Origin of the sequence: Thiofilum sp. (assembly GCF_016711335.1) — a bacterium.
Lineage (GTDB): Bacteria > Pseudomonadota > Gammaproteobacteria > Thiotrichales > Thiotrichaceae > Thiofilum.
On sequence record NZ_JADJTF010000001.1, the window covers coordinates 1,866,858 to 1,886,622 of the forward strand.

The 19,765-nt window shown below is 42.3% G+C and carries 10 protein-coding genes; 2 read left to right on the forward strand and 8 right to left on the reverse strand.

What is annotated here, in order from left to right; all coding sequences use genetic code 11:
* Window positions 1-43 precede the first annotated feature (43 nt).
* From IPL34_RS08900 to IPL34_RS08910, 3 genes are all read right to left on the reverse strand, one after another.
* Window positions 44-2,893: a response regulator gene (locus tag IPL34_RS08900; RefSeq protein WP_296840831.1), complete on the reverse strand. Its 2,850-nt coding sequence runs from the start codon at window positions 2,891-2,893 to the stop codon at window positions 44-46.
* Window positions 2,894-3,102: 209 nt separating this feature from the next.
* A complete protein-coding gene (locus IPL34_RS08905) occupies window positions 3,103-4,725 on the reverse strand; it encodes an ABC transporter substrate-binding protein (RefSeq protein WP_296840835.1) in 1,623 nt (540 codons plus the stop codon).
* A 26-nt stretch (window positions 4,726-4,751) separates the two neighbouring features.
* Window positions 4,752-6,887 carry an EAL domain-containing response regulator gene (locus tag IPL34_RS08910; protein ID WP_296840839.1) on the reverse strand — a complete coding sequence of 712 codons (2,136 nt, stop codon included), beginning with the start codon at window positions 6,885-6,887 and terminating at the stop codon, window positions 4,752-4,754.
* Between the two features lie 267 nt (window positions 6,888-7,154).
* Between IPL34_RS08910 and IPL34_RS08915 the strand changes: the two genes are divergently transcribed.
* Both IPL34_RS08915 and IPL34_RS08920 read left to right on the forward strand, forming a co-directional pair.
* Window positions 7,155-8,993: an HlyD family efflux transporter periplasmic adaptor subunit gene (locus IPL34_RS08915; protein WP_296840842.1), complete on the forward strand. Its 1,839-nt coding sequence runs from the start codon at window positions 7,155-7,157 to the stop codon at window positions 8,991-8,993.
* Window positions 8,993-12,253 carry an efflux RND transporter permease subunit gene (locus tag IPL34_RS08920; protein ID WP_296840845.1) on the forward strand — a complete coding sequence of 1,087 codons (3,261 nt, stop codon included), beginning with the start codon at window positions 8,993-8,995 and terminating at the stop codon, window positions 12,251-12,253. Before IPL34_RS08915 ends, IPL34_RS08920 begins: the two co-directional genes overlap by 1 nt.
* Here IPL34_RS08920 and IPL34_RS08925 read toward each other — a convergent pair.
* The 5 genes from IPL34_RS08925 to IPL34_RS08945 all read right to left on the reverse strand — a co-directional run bounded on the left by IPL34_RS08925 (window position 12,159) and on the right by IPL34_RS08945 (window position 19,748).
* Entirely contained in the window at window positions 12,159-13,121 is a 963-nt protein-coding gene (locus tag IPL34_RS08925) for a hypothetical protein (RefSeq protein ID WP_296840847.1), read from the reverse strand. The genes IPL34_RS08920 and IPL34_RS08925 overlap by 95 nt on opposite strands.
* 97 nt (window positions 13,122-13,218) lie before the next feature.
* Complete coding sequence (locus IPL34_RS08930; protein ID WP_296840848.1) at window positions 13,219-13,986, reverse strand: sulfite exporter TauE/SafE family protein; 768 nt, start codon at window positions 13,984-13,986, stop codon at window positions 13,219-13,221.
* A gap of 1 nt (window position 13,987) precedes the next feature.
* Window positions 13,988-14,941, reverse strand: coding sequence for a response regulator (locus IPL34_RS08935; protein ID WP_296840850.1), 954 nt, complete (start codon window positions 14,939-14,941; stop codon window positions 13,988-13,990).
* A gap of 54 nt (window positions 14,942-14,995) precedes the next feature.
* Window positions 14,996-17,929, reverse strand: coding sequence for a response regulator (locus tag IPL34_RS08940; protein ID WP_296840852.1), 2,934 nt, complete (start codon window positions 17,927-17,929; stop codon window positions 14,996-14,998).
* Window positions 17,907-19,748, reverse strand: a complete 1,842-nt coding sequence (locus tag IPL34_RS08945) for a methyl-accepting chemotaxis protein (protein WP_296840855.1) — start codon at window positions 19,746-19,748, stop codon at window positions 17,907-17,909. Before IPL34_RS08945 ends, IPL34_RS08940 begins: the two co-directional genes overlap by 23 nt.
* Between the last annotated feature and the right edge of the window lie 17 nt (window positions 19,749-19,765).

Sequence of the window (19,765 nt, forward strand, 5' to 3'; positions counted from 1 at the left end):
GATGGGTATGGGAGCTATGGAGAGCTTACACGACTATTTTTATTCAAGTGCCAAGCTGCTCTAAGCCAACCAGTACCAATTGAAGCTCTGCTACGATCTTAAGTATTAAGGGGTTTAAGGTCTCTATATCCTCTTCTTGACACTTAGAGTGCTCTAATTCTAAACACAAACTTGCTAGCTGTTTAGCGCCAATATTGGCAGCTGAGCCACATAATTTATGGGTGAGATAATGGATTTTAGTGAGATCCTGAGCGGCTAACGCATCGTTGAACTGAGCAACATCATTTAAATGCGTCTTTCTAAAACCCGCTAGGATGCGTTTATAACTAGGTATTAACTGATGGATGCGTGCTAAACCATCTTGCACATCGATACCGGGTAAAAGTGGAATGCCTTCTATAGAGGGTTCCGGTTTAGGTTCTGGAGGGGCTGAGATTGGTATCAAGGCTGCTTGAGCAAATTGGCGCTGTAAGGCTTGATATAAGAGCTGCGGGTCAATAGGTTTAGTGAGGTAATCATTCATACCCACTTCTAAACAGGCTTGACGATCACGCTCCATCGCATGTGCGGTTAGTCCAATAATAGGTAATTTTTTAGCATCCCACTGCTGCCGTAAGCGTTTGGTGGCTTCAAAGCCATCCATTATCGGCATTTGTACATCCATGAGAACTAAATCAAAAGGCTCTTTCTTTACCCACTCCAGTGTTTCTACCCCATTGCTAGCCAGTACCACCTTAATCCCCACATGCTCTAATAAAATTTGGGTAATTTCTTGATTAATTTCATTATCTTCAGCTACTAATATCGATTTATTAGTGAATAATTGATGCCAATTAGGTGAGATAGCGGGTAAAAGTTGTAGATTTTGTGGTGTGGTATGTCCTAGTACATTCATTAAGGTATCGTAAAGATCCGATAAAGTGACAGGTTTTTTTAAAGTTTTATTAATAACTAAAGCGTCATCTGATTGAAGGTAATAGTGGTTAGGGATAAATAGAATGGTTTTAGGTTTGGGGTTCTCAAGCTGCAACCAGTGATTGATGGGTATTAAGTTCTGATGAGTAGAATGGCTGGGGAGATAATCAATAATTAATACATTACAATGCCCACCGGTAGCAAAAAAGGCTTTTAAAGTCTCGATATTATTATGTATAGAATAACTTATTCCTAGTGTATGCAACATGGCTGCAATAATTTCACTATTGTTTTTTTCATCTGCCAGTATAGCGATAAATTGATTGCGTAAAATAGCTAGATTATTAAAATAGGGCTTGGGGGCGATAGTATAATTAAAAGGCAATTTACAGATAAAGTGACTGCCTTTGCCTAATGCGCTCTCTAATTGAATCGTTCCACCCATGAGTTGTACTAAATGTTTGACTATCGATAGACCTAAACCTGTGCCACCAAAGCGTCTAGAAACCGAGTTATCAACTTGAGAAAAAACCTCAAAAATACGTACTTGATCTTGTAGAGCAATACCAATACCGGTATCGGCTACTATAAACGTGAACCAAAGCCGTTTTTCATCTTGTTGAGTTAGCTTAATAGTTAATTGTACACTGCCTTGTTCGGTGAATTTTATCGCATTCTCACATAGGTTAAGTAAAACTTGTTTTAGCCGCAGAGTATCGCCCATAAGAGTGTAACGAATGTGCCAGTCGATATCTAAAATGAAATTTATTTTTTTATCTTCGGCTTTGCTGCTAATAGTATTACGAATATCATCAACTATCTCACTAAGATAAAACTCATGCTCTTCTAATTCTAGGCGACCAGCATTGATCTTGCTAAAGTCTAATAAGTCATTAATAAGTCTTAATAAAGACTGGGAGGATTGGTAAATATTTTTAATATAACGACTATGCTCTTTCTCTACAATAGAAAATGATAGAATGCGAGACAAATTTATAATGGAATTAATAGGTGTGCGAATTTCGTGACTTATATTAGCTAAGAAACTACTTTTAGCCTCATTAGCAGCTTGAACCTCCGCTAAAGCAGTAGTGAGTAATTGATTGGTATTGGATAAATCGTGCTCTACTTGCTGACGAGAACTAATTTCGTTTTTAAGTTTATGCACAATCGTGTCAAAAGCATCAGCAATCACTTCAAACTCTTTAATAGGAGTAGTAGGTACTAGGCTGGCTTTATTTTGTAGGGTAGTAATAGCATAGTTAGTAAGTTTTTTGACTGCATTAGCAATAATTTTATAAGCTAAGGTTAATAGGATGATACTAATTAAAGTGGTATATAATAAAACTTGGTAGATAGTCTGGCGCAGAGAGCTTTCAAGCCTAGCAATATCATTTAATGGAATAACTAAACCTAAGCTAATATTGGAAAAATTAGTTTGATTAGACAAAGGATGTTTTATAGCACCCCAATTATTGGATACTTCTCGCAGAATATAATCCGCATGAGTAAATTTATTGAAATAGGGTTGGCAAAAATTGCCCTCTCCCTCTAATAGTAAAGTTTTTGCTCCTTGATGAAAGCTCACACATTGGCTGGCTGTTTGTTGTAGGATAGAAACTACTAGCGAGTTATAACCATTTACTTTTAAGCCAGCATATAGTGTACCTCGATCACTGGCTACTCTAGCACTCATAATGACTAAAGCAGTACCGTGGTAATCTATCATTTGTGCGTTCGGAACCTCTTTACTGAGTGGAGCTTGCTTAATTATATTAGTAATAAAATCCTCATTGGAAACCAAGGGTGAATAACTCTGATCGATAATAAGACCATTATCATTACGATAGAAGAAAATATTATAGATGCTCTCTATAGGTTGTTGATCATAAATACTTAACAAAGCTTCAGCTATTTTTTCTTCGTCATTATTGCGAGTGGCTTCTAATAAACTAGGATGTGAGGCTAAAGAAAGCATGGCTATATAAGAAGAAGTTATTTTTTTATCAAAAACGTTTTGGGCTGTTTTTGCGGATTGTAACAGGATATTATCAATATTATTTTTTATGGCTGTTTCAGACAAGCTAGTAATAGCGATATAACTTGATATTAAAAAAATCAAAGTGAGTAAAATACTAATTATTATTAAATAAAGTAGTATAGGTAGGCGCATAAAAATTATTCTCGTTATTCACGATAAAGTGTTTCATAGTAATTACTAAAGAAAGCGCTAAAATTTAGATAAGGCGAAGCTCCTTTTTTAATTTTTATATCAGGTGCTTTAAGAATATAAACTTGATTATGATATAAAGGAATCCAAGCTGCATCATCATGTATTTGCTCAAACACCGTTTGCCATTGTTTGGAGCGCTGCGTTTGTAATTTAGGATCTACTACAGCATCTGCATTATAAGCTAGCAGGTCTGTATTAGGATTATTATAAAAAGACCAATTCCAGCCTCCTTTAGTCGATTTGACGCTAAATAAGGGTAAATAAAAATTAGAAGGATCGGGGTAGTCTGCAATCCATGCTACTCCTTCTGAAAATACTAAAGGAGCTTGTTGAGGGTCAGCGGCTAACTTTAAAAAATTTTCTAGGTTTACAGGTTTAAGTGTTAATTGAATCCCCACCTCGGCTAGGCTAGCTTGTATCGTTCGAGCCACCGCAATAATCCATGCTTCATCTAACACCAATAGCTCAGTGCTGAAGCCATTAGGATAGCCTGCTTCTCTTAATAAAGTACGGGCTTGGTCAATGTCATAAGGATAACCGGTTTGTTGCGGATTATGACCTAGCATATTTGGGGGTAAAACTTGAGTGGCAACTACTGCGTTGCCGACAAAAATATTTTGAATAGCCTTTTTATTAACAGCCATGTTAAGCGCTTTACGTACTTTTAGGTTATCAAAAGGCTTAATATTTCGGTTAATAGCCACGAAAATAGTATTCAACATTAAACCATCTGATTGTATGAGTCTTTTAGCTAGTTCTTCATCATTATAGGGGTTCACCGCCCGTGAGGTGGTAAAATAAGAAAGAATAATGTCAAGATCACCTTTTAAAAGTTTAATAATAGCCCGATTATGATTTTCTTTTAAAAAGAAGATGATTTTATCCCATGATTGCTCAGTGGCTTTAGGGTGATAAGGTGATGCCTTTAAGATTAGTTTATTGTTTTCAAAAGAATCCACCATAAATGGACCACAACTAACAGGATAGCGGTCAAAGTTACCTTTAGTTACTTCTTCTTGGGGTACAATAATGCCAAAATTGGTAGTTAGACCAAATAAAAAAGACACTTGTGGGCGTTTGAGAGTAAATTTAATTTGATGTGGGCCGAGTACTTCTATACCTACTATATGAGACATCTTACCTGTGTAAAAATCTTCATAACCCAAAATACCCTCAAAAAAGGCAGCACCCGGACTATTGGTGTTTTTTGCTAATATACGCTCAATAGAGTATTTAACATCTTGTGCCTCAATAAGTCGTCCATTATTAAAACGCCAAGAATCATTTAAGTTAAAAATATAAGACTTATTATCTTCTGAAATGGTGTAGCTTGTCGCTAGCTCAGGGGTTAGCATCGTTTCAGGGGTATTTGAGTCATTGCCAATATTTAATAAACGACATCCCAGTGCAATGATGGTATGATAGTTAGCCCAGTCATAACCTATAGCAGGATCAAGAGTCAGAATTTCGGTATTAAAGCTAGTGCGCAAGATGCGTTTATTATTTTCAGCTTGAACAGAGTTTGAGAGCAAAACAATCGTAAAAAATAGTACTAAGAAACTAATAATATATTGCATGTTGTTTTACCCACCATAAATGAAGCCTAAAAATAGCATTGCTCTAATTGATCAGCACTCAACGACTGACTAAAATAAAAGCCCTGAGCCGTACTACAACCGTTAGCTAATAAAAAGTCAACTTGTAACTTGTCCTCAACCCCTTCTGCAATGACTCCCATATCTAAAGCATCCGCTAGATGAATAAGCGCTTGAATAATTTTGGCACTTTTGGAGTCATTAGCAATATTCGCTACAAATTCACAATCTATTTTGATCTTATCGCTATGTAAACGCTTTAGTAGCTGTAAAGAAGAATAGCCGGTCCCAAAATCATCAATAGCAAAAGTGATGCCCCAATTAGCGAGATTTTGAATAGCATTTTGGGTTCTAGGGGAGGTATTAATTAAGACATTCTCGGTTAGCTCTAGTACCACATCACTAGGTTCAATATTATAAGCTAAAATTAAGGAGCGTACTTGTTCCTCAAAATGCTCATCTGCTAATTGTTTGGCACAGATATTAATAGAAATTTGACCAAAGCTGTGTTGCTTATCACGCCATTCTCGGATTTGCTCTATGACTTTAACTAATACCCAATCCGATATTTCTTTAATATAACCGCGTTTTTCTGCAATCGGTAGAAAATCACAAGGCATTAACAGTCCACGCTTAGGGTGATTCCAACGTACTAAGGCTTCTGCACCTATATAGCGGGAGCTGAGGAGATCAAACTGAGCTTGATATTCGACGTATAATTCATTGCGATCAATTATACCTATAAAATCTTGTGTAATTTCTAGTTCATAGGCTAAGCTATCTAGCATCTCATTTCTAAAAAGACAATAACCACCTCTATTATTATCTTTAGCGTGATAAAGAGCTAGATCGGCATTTATGAGTACATCCTCAGCAGTGTGTTGAGGATCATGATAGATAAAAACCCCAATGCTAGATCTAATGATAATTTGGGAGGACTCTACTAAATAAGATCGATTAATATTCTCTAGCATTTTTTGACAGAAATGCTTGACCTCTTCTGGTTCATAGAAGCCACTGATAATAACTACAAACTCATCTCCCCCTAAACGAGCTACCTTATTAGTATCGGGTGCTATCTGCACTAGCTGCTCGGCAAATAGACGTAGAATTTTATCTCCTACCGTATGTCCCATACTGTCATTAATTTCTTTAAAATGGTCTAGATCTAATAATAAAACGGCTAAATTAGTTTGATTTTTTTTGAAGCGCTCAATGTCCATATTTAATAGTTCAAAAAAAGCAGAGCGATTACATAAACCGGTTAAATCATCCTGATAAGCTAGTCTATACAATTTATTTTCTACCGCTTTACGAGCAGATATATCAATAAAGCTTATAGTCACTTGAGGAAAGTTATTAGGAGTTTGTACCGGTTGAGTGCGATACTCAACTGGAATCAAGTCGCCATTTTGTTTTATCCAATAAGCATTGTTTTCATAGGTGGGCTTTAAAAATACGTCGGGTTGGGGAACTATCGAGGTTTTTGAACGTTTAATCCCATGCTGACTGCACTGTATATACTTTCCTATTAAGTGTTCTGGGCTGATATAGCCTAATATGCGAGCCGCAGCTTCATTAGCCGATAAACATATGCCACTTTGGTTTAGTTTTATGACCCCTTCTTCTAATAGGCTAAGTATTTGCTTATTAGGTGCTTCGTACTCTACTAAAAAAGCATTGCTTTGATCTAGGGAGGATTGAATTTCTTGTAGATCATGCGAGCGTAACTCGATCATTTTTTCTAAAGAATTACGCAAGCGATAGATTTCCAAATGATTTCTAATACGTGCAATTAGCTCGTCACTATCAAAAGGACGCGTTATATAATCCACTCCACCCGATAAAAATCCAGCTACTTTATCTTTAATATCAGAGCGCACCGTAATAAATATAATAGGTATCTTAGATACTCTAGGTAGTTGTTTTAGGCGATGGCAAACCTCTAAACCATCCATATGCGGCATCATAATATCGAGCAAAATAAGATCAGGTAGTTCTTGTTGAGCTAATTTAAGTGCACTCACTCCATCATTGGCACAAATGACTTGATAACCACAAGCATAGGTGAGTAATTCGGACAAAAAAATTAAATTACTTTCCGCATCATCAACAATGAGTATTTTCTTTTTTGGATTTTGCATATTTTGACTGCTTGCCCCTTAAGCCCACTTAGTCAAAGTAAATAGCATAAAGCAGTATTTTCCTCAAAATAGCAGCTATTGTCGATTATAAATAGTACTTACTTAAAGATGATTCGATTAGAGCTGGCACTTAAACATCAGATCAACCTAACTAAGTAGGTAAACTTACGGTTAGATAACGCTTCCTGCTAAATTCCCTATTCTTTACACTTTGTGGCGCTACACTAGCGCCCTATGCGCTGTTCATTTTTATAAGGCTATCCCTGTATGTTGAAATTCCTGACGATACTACTAAAAATACTACTACCTTTCGTCGTGTTAGGCTTAGGGCTATGGTTTGCCAAATATTTAATGGATACCGCTCCCGAACCCCCTAAGCGCCCCCCTGTTGATCGCACCCCCGTGGTCGAGGTACAGACCTTTGCGCCGCGTGATTACACCGTGATGATTCGTGCCTCTGGTACAGTAAAAGCCCGCACTCAATCCAATCTAGTGACCGAAGTGGCGGGCAAGGTGATGGAGTTAGCACCGAGCTTTAAAGAGGGGGGCTATTTTGAAAAAGGTGATGTATTGCTCACCTTAGATGATACTAATTACCGCGATAGCATCAGGATTGTGGATAGCACTATTGCTGCCAATCAAGCGTCCTTACGCCAACTGGATGTAGAAGAACAAAATATTCGTAATTCCATTGAGCTATCTGAGCGTAATTTGAACAATATTCAAAAAAATCTACAACTAGCCCAACAAAATCGACGCAATGTCGAACGCCAAGCACCTAGTATTCAAAACACCCGTACTTTAACGCAGCAGAACATCAATTTAGTGCAGCAAAATCTGCAATTAGCGCAACGCAATTTAGGTCTAGCCCAAAAGAACTTAAATATCAGTAAGCAAGAATTGGCGCGTGCGCAAAAGTTATGGGATCAGCGCTTAATACCGCGTATGGAAGTAGATGCAGCCCAGCAAAAAGTGGTACAGCAAGAGCAATCCATAGTACAACTTCAGCAATCGATTGTGCAGCAACAACAAGCCATCGTACAGCAGCGCCAGCAATTAGAAAATAATCAGCAACAAGAAGTGCAATATGACCAAAGTACCGTGCAACAAGATCAACAAGTCTTACAGCAACAACAAGCGGTTACGCAACAATTGCAGTCGATTGAAAACCTTAAGGGGCAATTAGCGACTTTTGAAACTAGACGCGAAAGCCTATTAGCCAATATTGAAGCCAATAAAACCCAGCGTTTGCAGCAAGAGCGTAATTTAGAACGCACTAAAATTATTGCCCCTTATACTGGGCGTATTTTGCAAAAAAATGTCGATATAGGTCAGTACGTATCAGCCAATAATACCGTCGCGGTGATTTATGCAGCGGACTATGTTGAGGTCGATATACCGTTGACGCTAGCTCAGTATGCTTTATTAGATTTACCAGCGGGGCGTAATGTGAGTGCTGCGAATTATCCTAAGGTAGAGTTGAGTTTACCCTTTGGAGCTAATGCACAGCGTTGGACGGGGCAGGTGACGGGCACGCGTGCGTCCTTAGATGCGCAGAGCCGTCAAATTACCGTGGTAGCGCGTATTGATCAACCCTTTGCAGGGAGCGGTTTAGAAGCTTTAAAAATCGGGCAATTTCTAAATGCAGTGCTACCCGCACGGACTTTAGCCGAGGTCTATGTCGTACCACCCGCGACGGTACGCCAAAACCGCGATATTTTAGTGATGCGTGATAATAAAGTGCATGTCATACCTATTGAAACGCTATGGACGAATGAAGAGGAAGTCGTTATTCGCCCCTCGGAGTCTTTAGCCACTGAGCAGGTGATCATTACTCCCTTAGCTCAAGCCAGTGAGGGTATGCCCGTTGCTTTAGCGGGACAGAAAAAACGTCGGGGTGGTCAGGGTAAACCGGAAGCAGGGCAAGGTAATGCTTCAGGAGCAGATAACAACGCTAATCCTGCCAATAATGAAACCACGGAGGCAGCACCTAATCCGAATGGTGAAAGGCGGCGTCCTAATGCGGACGGTGCACCTGCATCAGAAGGTAATGGCGAAAGACGCCGCCCTCGCCCTGAAGATGCTCCTCAACAAGGAGGTCAATAATGCAAGGCGGCGTTATTGCATGGTTTGCGCGTAATCCGGTGGCAGCCAATATTTTAATGTTAGCGATTATTGCTTTCGGGGTGTATGCGGTTTGGAAAAAAATTCCTCTAGAAGCCTTTCCCTCCTTTGAAACCAATGTGGTGAATATTTCAGTCTCCTACCCGGGGGCAACCCCAGCCGAAGTCGAGGAGGGGGTAGTACTGAGAATTGAGGATGCTATTGCTGATCTGACGGGCATTAAACGTATCTTTAGTAATGCCAATGAGGGTTCTGCACAAATTAGGGTAGAGATTCTGGATAACTATGACCTTGATAAAGCGCTCAATGAAATCAAAACCCGTGTAGATGGCGTAGTCGGGCGTTTACCCTCTGATGCGGAGCGTCCGGTGGTTGAGCAACTGACTCGATTGCGTGATTTGATTACCGTAGTCGTAGCGATGGATGGTAATGATGAGATTCAGCTACGCCGCACTACCGAGCAAATTCGTGATGAACTACGTAATCTGCCCGGCATTACTCAGCTTACGATGAGCGGAGTACGCCCGTGGGAAATCACCATTAGCATTCCCAAAGCAGCATTGGAGCAATATGGTTTAACGCTCGATTCGGTAGCCGCAGCTATTAAAGCCTCCTCGCGGGATATTCCGGGAGGAACGATTAAAACCAGTGCTGGGGATGTATTAGTGCGTGCTTTGGGGCAGGCGTATCGCAAAGACGAGTTTGCCAATATTAGTATTTTAAGCCGTGAAAATGGCACGCGCATTCGTTTAGGGGATATTGCCACCATTGTCGATGGTTTTAATGATGATCCTTTATATAGCGTGTTCGATGGACGCGCCGCAGCCTTTATTGATGTGTATCGGGTAGGCGATCAAAACGCGATTACCCTTGCGAATACTGTGAAGGATTATATTGAGCGCCGTATGGAAACGCTGCCCGAAGGGATTGAGCTAAGCTATTGGCGTGATGATTCTAAGGTGGTCAAAGCACGCTTAAGTTTATTACTCACTAATGCTGTGCAGGGTATGATTTTAGTGGTGTTAATGCTGGCGCTGTTTTTGCGCTTATCTTTGGCGTTTTGGGTGAGTGCGGGGATTCCGATTAGCTTTCTAGGCGCATTAGCCTCTATGCCTGAAGTCGGTGTAACACTGAATCTGATCAGTATGTTTGCTTTTATTATTGTGTTGGGGATAGTGGTTGATGATGCGATTGTCACGGGTGAGAATGTCTATACCCATTTATTAAATCATGAAGACCCTTTAAAAGCGGCGATTGAGGGTACGCAGGAAGTATCGGTTCCAGTGACTTTTGGGGTATTAACCACAGTAGCTGCCTTTCTACCCTTGCTCTTATTAGAGGGTGATCGAGCGCCTATCTTTGCTCAGATTCCGCTGATTGTCATACCTGTACTACTATTTTCTCTGATTGAATCTAAATTAATTTTGCCAGCGCATTTAAGTACCTTAAAGATTAAAAAAGCGAGTCGTTGGAATTTATTTGGTTATTTACAGCGCGGAGTGGCGGCTGGTTTAGATTGGTATGTGAATCGCTTGCATCGCCCGTTTTTAGAAGTGGTATTACATTGGCGCTACCTGGTGTTGGCACTCTTTATTGCTTTATTGATCGTGACCATGACGCTCTTAGTCAGTGGGCGTTATAAATATGTATTCTTTCCGCGCATTGAGAGCGAAGTGATTTCAGTCACGTTACGGATGCCTGAAGGAACCCCAGTAGAGGTGACCTCGCGCCATATTGAGCGTATGCGGACATTAGCGGAAGACCTACAAGCCAAATATTTAGAACCCGATGGTAGCAGTGTTATCCAGCATATTTTAATGACGGTGGGAACGTCGAGTGGTGGGGGATCGCGTGCTTCTAGTTCGGGTCAATCGCATGTGGCAGGTATTTCATTTGAGGTCAATGCGCCAGAAACACGTATGAATCCGGTAAAAACCCGTGATATTGCTAATGAATGGCAACGTTTAATTGGCGAAATACCAGGCGCACAAGAGTTAAGTTTCCGCTCTGAAATTGGGCGGGCAGGCGAGCCGATTAATATTCAACTTACAGGCAGTAGTTTCGAGGAGCTCAATGAGGTCGGTGAGTTAATCAAGGAAAAGCTCGCCGATTATGATGGTCTATTTGATATTAAAAATAGCTTTGAAAGCGGCAAAACCGAGGTGCAATTACGTATTCGTCCTGAAGCTGAGCAGTTAGGCTTAACCTTGACCAGTTTAGGCACTCAGGTGCGTCAAGCCGTGTTTGGAGCAGAAGCACAAAGTATCCCGCGCAACCAATCCGATGTAAAAGTGATGGTACGTTATCCCAAGGAGGAGCGTTATTCCCTCTCTGATTTACAAAACTTAAAAATCCGTACCCCCAGCGGTGCTGAGCTACCTTTAACCGAAGTGGCTGACGTAAAAATTGGGCAAGGGCGCTCTAAAATTTCGCGTGTGGATCGTAAGCGCATTATTAATATCACCTCCGATCTGGATAAGGACAAAGTGGATGCGGGAGCAGTGAGTGCGGATATTAAGGCGTATGTGACGGAGTTATTGCAGGATTATCCGGGCATTGGGTTTGATGCCGAAGGTGAACAGCGTGAACAACAGGAGTTTGGGCGCTCGCTGGCAATGGGTTTTACTATTGCTCTTTTAGCCATTTATGTATTACTAGCGATTCCTTTGCAGTCCTATACCCAGCCGATTATGGTGATGCTGGTGATTCCGTTTAGCTTCATTGGAGTCATTTTGGGGCATGCCTTGATGCAAATGGATTTAAGTATTAGCAGTATCATGGGCGCTTTGGCTTTAACAGGTGTGGTGATTAATGACTCTTTAGTATTTGTTGATTTTGTGAATCGTCAGGTACGTGAAGGTACTCCTTTAAAGCTAGCAATTCGTCAGGCAGGGGGGGCGCGATTTAGACCGATTTTACTCACCTCTATTACTACATTTGGTGGTTTAGCCCCGCTCTTATTAGAGAAAAGTACCCAAGCACAATTTTTGATACCAATGGCAGTGTCGTTAGGCTATGGGGTGATGTTTGGTACGATCTTGTCCTTGTTCTTAATTCCAGCGTTATATTTAATCTTAGAGGATATTCAGCAGTTACCTCGACGCTTAGTGCAACTCGTTATGGGTAAGCCAACAGTAGTTGAGCCAATTAGCCCAACCACCACACCAGACCTAGTAGCAGAGCAATCACCCCTAATAACCACCAAGGCGTTGCCGGTAGATCTTCCTCAAGCACCGTCGTAGCGGAGGTATTAAGAGGCTGAGCAGCTTGCTCATTCACTAAGGGCGGTGGCGCAATAGTTGCCGCCTTGAGTTTTGTAGCAGGCGGGTTATTGTCGCTAGCAACAGAATGACTCATAGCTAAATCAGCCGTTGCCACATTTGCGTTACTAGACACCGATATATCGGCAGCTTCAGGCTTTAAATCTGCGACAGGTATTTCCTCAATGACTTGGTATTCTGTTTCTAACGGCACACCTTGGGGGGGCGCTACGTGAGGGGCTGTAGGTTCAGGGGTTGAGTGACCGAATAAGCCCGCAGTGCCTAGATTAATCGATTGACGGCGCACATGGCTGTCTAACTCATAAGCAAGCATACGGGTTTCCGCACTATCGAGCGAGGGTAACATCCGATTGAGACGAGCATTAAAGCTAGGACTAGCCCCTGCATCATACAGTACCTCGCGCATTTCATCCGGCATGAGGGTAATTAATTCATCAAGTGCTTGGCTAGGGTTATCATTTTGTTGATAGCGCTGGAGAGCTGCGAAGGCTTGTTGATCACGCTCAATCACGAATTGCAACGTTTGTTGGTCTTTGTGCAGCAGTGGTTCTAGTTGCGTAATGGGTTGCCAGCCTAATTCATCATGATGCACATAGCTGTCGTAGGTGACACCTGAATCAAACAGACCACGCATTTCGGTTTGCATTTTGGCTTGCCAGAGTTTGAGCTTATTCAGGTCACGCTCTTTAAATTCCCAAATACCCAAAATATCGCCTTTAGTGACCCCATCTTTGACTTCATTGATGCTGAGTTTACCTAGGTTTTTAATCGCCAAGTACGATTTGTAGCCTTGCTTGACCTCAAGCGCTTTGATTCCGTAGCGAAACATGGTGTCTCCAATCACTCATTAAGGGATGTTAGTTAGTGGGGGATTTTAGCATACTAGCAAAGTAGTACCTCAATTGATTCGGAAGGTGATAAGAGGTTTAAGTCATTAACCCCTGCACCCCATCCCAAAGCAATTTCAATCCAGTCATAAAAAGCAAGATATAAGCCACCCGATAAAATAAAGCATCAGATACCCGATGGTGTAAGGCAAAGCCCAATTTCATTCCTATAAAGGCTAAAGGTAATAGCACAATAGAGGTCAGAAGATTGGTGGTGCTAAACTGCCCCATCCATGTGTAAGGAATTAGCTTGATATAATTAACGAGAGTAAAAAATAAAATCGTGGTGGCTTGATACTCCGTGCGTGGTAATTTTAAAGGTAATAAGTACACACTCACCGGAGGGCCGCCCGCATGCGCAATAAAGCTAGTAAACCCCGCCAGCGTGCCCCAAAAGCGCCCTTGCACCACGCTGGTCTTAGCGGCTTCAATATGCGGGAGTAAATAAGGCTTAAGCCAGTGATATAAAGCAAATCCTACCGCAATCATACCGACCAATAGTTTTACATCACTAGAACGTAAATATTGCGCGGTTAATGCACCTATAATAATCCCCACTATAGCAGCCGGAACTAAGATTTTTAGTTGCTCTACATTCCATTTTTGCCAATAAGCTTTTAAGCCCATTAAATCCATGGAGCACAAAATGGGTAACATAATGGCAGCAGCGACGACGGGATCGATGGCTAGTGCCATGAGTGGAACAGAAACCACACCTAACCCGCCCCCAAAGCCTCCTTTAGATATACCCGCAATTAAAATGGCAGGAATAGCTAAAAGATAAAATAAAGGTTCGTTAATTAACATCCTAAGAAAACTCAGCAATCCAACGCGCAATCCGACCAATCGTTTGTTGTAAACGTTCGGGATTAACTGGTTTAGTTAAATAAGTGGTCGCTCCGGCTAAAATGCCTTTGACTTCATCTAAGGGCGTGTCTTTACCGCTTAACATGACAATGGGTGTTTTACGGGTTGCTGGGCGCTGGCGGATTTGTTTACAGACTTCATAGCCATCCATGCCGGGCATAATAATATCAAGGAAAATCATGTGATAGTTTTTTTGCTCCAAGAGCGCTAAACCCTGTTCACCGGTTTCTGCCTGTTCACAAGCAATATTCATATTGCGTAGCTCAATAGCGAGCTGAGTGCGAATCGCCAAACTATCATCAATAATTAAGGCAAGAGGGGCATTAGTTTTACTAGGCGCTGTTGGTGCTACAGGTGGTGGTAATGCAGGTGGGCTGTCAGATGCTTTGTCAGACGGGATGGTCGGATTAGGGCTAACAATTTCTGCTGAGCTAGGGGGGCGAATAGGTTCAATGCTGGGTGCAGGAGCTATCGTCTCAGGCTTCGGTAATACAGTGTCGGGCTTTTTATCGGGGGCATTAAGAGTAGCAGACGCAGGTGAGGTGGGTGGTGGATTAGTGGTGACAGGTGCTGGGGAGGCAATAGGTGCTTTAAGACGCAAAGCAGCCTCATCAATAATACGCATCACTCTAGTGACCAATAATGGCGGAGCTAGCAATAACTCATGGGGTGCTAGCACTTGATGGTGAATGCGAATAATCGGAATCGGATTTTGAGTACGTACCGGAGTATCACCCGTAACGACTAAAATATGAGATTCGGCAGGGTTAGCGTGTAGTACATAGGGTTTACCTTGTGCACTACTAAAATTAATCACACGGGTAATAACAGCGGCATCCTTCTCCGCTAATTCATGCAAATAAATGCGCAAAACATTGTCCGGTTGCTCGCTCATCGTAATAGCTCCGTGGCAAGTTGAGAGTACTAATGCAACTTACTAAATCAGTACTCAGGCTAAAAGTGCATCCAGTTGAGACCGTAAAGTAGTAGGATCAACAGGTTTAGTTAAATAGGCATTCACACCTGCTTCAATGGCCATTTGGCGATGTTTCTGTGTACTGCGTGAGGTTAGCATAATCACAGGCAAGGCTTGTTTTTCTGGCCAAACGCGTAAAGCATGGGTTAGCTCTAAGCCATTCATATTCGGCATTTCTAAATCTGTTAAGACTAAATCTACAGGCTCCTGACGCAATATTTCTAAACCATTGTAACCATCGCGTGCGGTTAGAACGTGATAGCCTAAAGGTTCCAAGATTTGCGTCATAGCTTTGCGGTTACTCAGCGAATCGTCGACCACTAAAAGCGTGGTGTGTTGACGCGCTGTCGTAGGGGTTAGGGTAGAGCGAGTTCGTTGATAACGCCGTTGGGGTAAAAAATCCACCGTCAATAAGCGTTGTAAATCCAATACGGGTACTAAGTGACCGTTAGATAAAATACTCGCTCCATACACAAAGCGGCTTAAGTTATACCAAGGTGATAAACTTTTCACCACTATATCTTGCACAGTTGCCATCTCATCCGCACAAATTAATAGTTTTTCATCTCCTGTATCGATGAGTAAAAAGGATTGGTTGGTTCCCACTTGATAAAAGTTATGGCTAGTCCACTCCAGTAAAGTAGCTAAGGTATAGATAGGTAATAAAGCCCCTTCATAGTCTGCCATCCACTGCCCATTTTGCTCAGATTGAGCACGGCTCTCAATTTGCACCACTTGAGTAATAGTGTCAGCAGGGATAGCAACCCAATGTTCACCAGCACGCGCTACTAAGGCTTGCGTGGTGACGAGGGTAAGCGGGATTTCAATCCGAATACTCATACCTTGGTTAGGTTGGGAATCAAGGCGAAGTTGTCCACGTAATTGAGTGACGGTGTGATGTACCACATCCATTCCCACCCCGCGCCCTGAGGTTTCGCTTACCGTAGTACGAGTGCTAAAGCCGGGTAACAAAATGAGTTGCATCGTAGCCTGTTCGCTAAGGATTTGTTCGGGACTAATCAAACCTTGTTCTTCAGCGCGAGCGCGAATAGCCTCCAAATGGAGTCCAGCACCATCATCTGTTAAGGTAATCCGAATATGACCTTGATGGCGGGTAAAGCGTAATTCTAATAATCCCTCAGCGGCTTTGCCTTGTGCACTACGCTGTTCAGGCGTTTCAATCCCATGATCAATCGCATTACGTACCATGTGCAATAAGGGGGCTTGTAACGCTTGTAGCACATCGGTATCAAGCTGCAATTCAGTGCCTACTACAGCAATCCGTGCTTTTTTTCCGGTACTACGGCAGGTTTCACGTACCGCGCGTTCTAAGCGATTAACTAAGCTTTTCACAGAAACCAGTCGTGTACCCAACAATTTACTACTGAGTTCATGTTGCCAATGTTTTTGGCGTTGAATTTGTTCGTGCATCTCGCGTGTAGTTTGGCGCAATTGCCGATTCAATTCGCGGGTATCTAATAGGGATTCAGCGAGTAAGCTATAGGTACTATATAGGGCGTGATAGTGCTCTAATACGAGTTCATCCGTTTCGGCGGGATTAGTAGCGAGTTGATTGGTATGCGCTTGATTCTCAATAGAGTCCTCTAACTCATCAAACAAGCGTTGAATACGTTGATCGTGTTGGGTGGTTTGTTTGAGCTGTCCTTCAGCCGCCTGTATTTGCGCTTGTAGGCGGGTATTACAGGTAATGGTTTCACCTGCTAAATTTAATAAGGATTGCAGTACCTCTACCGGAACATTGATATGGGTTGAGGAATTAGCAGGAGTGGTGTCGGCACTCGCCCCACTATAATCGCCCACGGTAATAAAATCGGGTAATAAGGGTAGCGGTTGAGTATCGGCATCCTCAATCACAGGCGTGGGAGTAGAGCCTTGCACTGGAAGCGGTGTAGTGGGTGCTGAAGTGGTTTTAATACGTTCAATCCACTCGCCCAATAAGGTCACCAAATGCTCATGCTGTTCAGGCATAGCACCTTGGGAGGTCAGGTTATCAAATAGATTAGCTAAATGATCCGCCGCCGCACTTAGGATTTCTTCCAGCCCATGCGGTAGCCACGGATTAATAGCAAGGTCTAATAAGTCTTCTAAGCGATGCGTAAACTGCACCAAGGGTTGAATCCCTAATACAGCACTAGAACCTTTGATAGTGTGGGCTAAACGTGCGGCATGACGCTTTTGTTCAGGATCTGCTTGTTGTTTAGCAATACGTTGAATGAGGTCACAAGCTTGCTCAACTTGATGCGGAGTCTCTTGCAGATAAGCTTGTAATAATTCAGGGTGAGTATCGCTCGACCAGCGCAGTGGATTATTAGGATCAGCAAGCGAGGCGCGAGGTGGTGCTAGAGTACTGACGACAGTAGGCGCAGCAATTGAAGGTTGCGGTAGTTCTGGAAAAGTAGGAAGCGCTAGCGCTGGGCTTACAGGTTGCCCTAGTTGACGCAATGCAATTAAAAACTCTTCAATCAAGCTATTCGGTAAGGGTTCAGGCCAAGCCTCATGGGTGAGCGCTTGGTGGAGCGCAGGCAAGTACTCATCAGCCGCTGCTTCACGCAAACTGATTGAGCCGAGTTCTAACCATTCGGTGAGTAGACCTGCTTGCAATAACTCTACTCCGGCTTCTGGGAGTGCTTCGCGGTATTGATCCAGCAAAGTATCAATATAAGTCGCTAAAGAACCTAAGGCAGGTAGGTTGTATAAACTCGCTGCCATGATCAGGTGCTGATATTCAGCTTGAATATCAGCCACTAATAAACTCGCTGCCGCACTATTAGTGAAAGCCTCAGGTACACGCTCTTGATACAGAGAAAGTTGCATGGCTACTTCCTCTAATTCTCCTGCAAACGCTTGTAAATCATCCATCACATTACGCTTCCAATTTGAATACATTGACCGAAGACACTAGACGGCGACTGTAATCCGTCATGGTTTTAGTGAGGTTCGTTAATGAACTCAATTCACGACCTGTGGTTTGAGTGGCTTCCAAAATACGTTGGGCACGCACTTGAATAGCGCGGCTTAACGCGACTTGATCCGCCGATGAGGTGGCGATTTGCTCGACTGAGTTAATCAGCTCATTAGTCGCATCCAAGGCAAGTCGCATTTGTGTTGCAGTTTCTTCGGCAAGATCAGAGCCTGTAATCACCTGCTCAATGGCTTTTTCCATGGTAGAAATCGTAGTGTTAGCCTCTTGTTGAATATTGTGCACCAGTGTTGAAATTTGCTCAGTGGAGTCGCGTGAGTTTTCCGCAAGGCGTTGAATCTCCTCCGCGATCAGTGAGAAGCCGCGTCCTGCTTCGCCTGCTGCGGTAGCTTGCATACTAGCATTCAAAGCCAGCACAGTGGTACGTTCTGCGATATTATCGATAATGTTGATAATATTAGAGATTTCTTGCGAGCGCTCCCCTAAGCGCTTGAGGCGTTTGCTAGTCTCTTTTACACCCTCACGGATGGTTTGCATATTGTCTAAGGTGCGCGTTACCGTTTCCTGCGTTTTGGTAGTGGCGTCGCTAGTAGTAGCTGCTACTTGGTTAGCACGTTGGGCAGAGTCTGCAATAGTATTGAAACGTTGTAATACCTCATTGAGCTGTTGTTGCGTCTCTTGCGCTTCGGTTTGTTCGAGCTGAGCGAGTTGGTTAACGGATTGGGCGTGTTGGTTAACATTTAAGGAGGTGTTTTCTACCGCGAGAGCAATTTGGCGCACTTGTTTTAATACGTCAGTGGTATCTTCCGCGAGCTGATTAATCGCATCAGCTAGAGGGCCGGTGGCATCCTCAGTGACCTTGGCACGTACCGTTAAATTACGATCACTGAGGTCTGATACGGCTTGCAATAAACCAAAGACAGATTCATTAAGGTGTTTATGATCACGGTCAATTCTTGCCTGAGTGGTAAGACGTTCATCCATCATACGGTCAAAATTACTGCCAAGCTCGGCTAATTCATCTCGACCCGGTAATTCTACCCGTGCGGATAAATTACCCGATTCGACTTCACGAATCGTATTAATTAAACGTTTAATCGATAACGAAATCGAGCGGTAAATCCAATAGCCTAATAAAATAGTTAGAATTAAAGCACCTAAAATAGCAAAGCCTGCTTGTTTAACTAACTGAGAGGATTGTTGCAAACCTTGAGCCAGATCTAGACGAGTATTGTTTAAGTTAGAATCTACAGCGGTGATTAAATCACGAATAATCGGGGAGGATTTTTTCGTTATATCATCCCGTACAAAGCGCTCTAGTTCGGTACGGTCATTTTTATCTATCAGGGTAAGGGTGGAGTTAAATAATTCTTGTAAACTTTTCATTGCCTCAAGCGTGGATTTATCTTGTAGGGTAAGGCGGCGTTGGGTGTTTTGATTATTTTGATTGATTTGAAAGAGGGGTAAGAGTTCTAAACTTAAGCGCTTTTCAGCCGTTTTTAAACGCTCTTTGGCGGTATAGTTTGAAATAGTATCCGCATTTAACTCATACATAGTAAGACGATAATCACGATTAAATAACAGCAAAGCATCTTGGCTGGCATACAGCGTATTAATACGTGTGCCGATACTGGTAAAAGCTAAGTAGTTAGTGTTTAAGGCTAATAATCCTGCTGCCCCCAATAGAGTTAAAACTAATAATGAGATACTGAGTAAGAGGTAAATACGTCGTGCTACGGTGAGGTTTGCGAGAATACTGTATTTAGTTGTTTTATCCCTTGCCATAATAAAATCCTGCTTAA

Coding starts and splice junctions, on each gene's coding strand:
- IPL34_RS08900 (WP_296840831.1), bottom strand. CDS start 2,893: ATGCTTTCTTTAGCCTCACATCCTAGTTTATTAGAAGCCACTCGCAAT.
- IPL34_RS08905 (WP_296840835.1), bottom strand. CDS start 4,725: ATGCAATATATTATTAGTTTCTTAGTACTATTTTTTACGATTGTTTTG.
- IPL34_RS08910 (WP_296840839.1), bottom strand. CDS start 6,887: ATGCAAAATCCAAAAAAGAAAATACTCATTGTTGATGATGCGGAAAGT.
- IPL34_RS08915 (WP_296840842.1), top strand. CDS start 7,155: ATGTTGAAATTCCTGACGATACTACTAAAAATACTACTACCTTTCGTC.
- IPL34_RS08920 (WP_296840845.1), top strand. CDS start 8,993: ATGCAAGGCGGCGTTATTGCATGGTTTGCGCGTAATCCGGTGGCAGCC.
- IPL34_RS08925 (WP_296840847.1), bottom strand. CDS start 13,121: ATGTTTCGCTACGGAATCAAAGCGCTTGAGGTCAAGCAAGGCTACAAA.
- IPL34_RS08930 (WP_296840848.1), bottom strand. CDS start 13,986: ATGTTAATTAACGAACCTTTATTTTATCTTTTAGCTATTCCTGCCATT.
- IPL34_RS08935 (WP_296840850.1), bottom strand. CDS start 14,941: ATGAGCGAGCAACCGGACAATGTTTTGCGCATTTATTTGCATGAATTA.
- IPL34_RS08940 (WP_296840852.1), bottom strand. CDS start 17,929: ATGTATTCAAATTGGAAGCGTAATGTGATGGATGATTTACAAGCGTTT.
- IPL34_RS08945 (WP_296840855.1), bottom strand. CDS start 19,748: ATGGCAAGGGATAAAACAACTAAATACAGTATTCTCGCAAACCTCACC.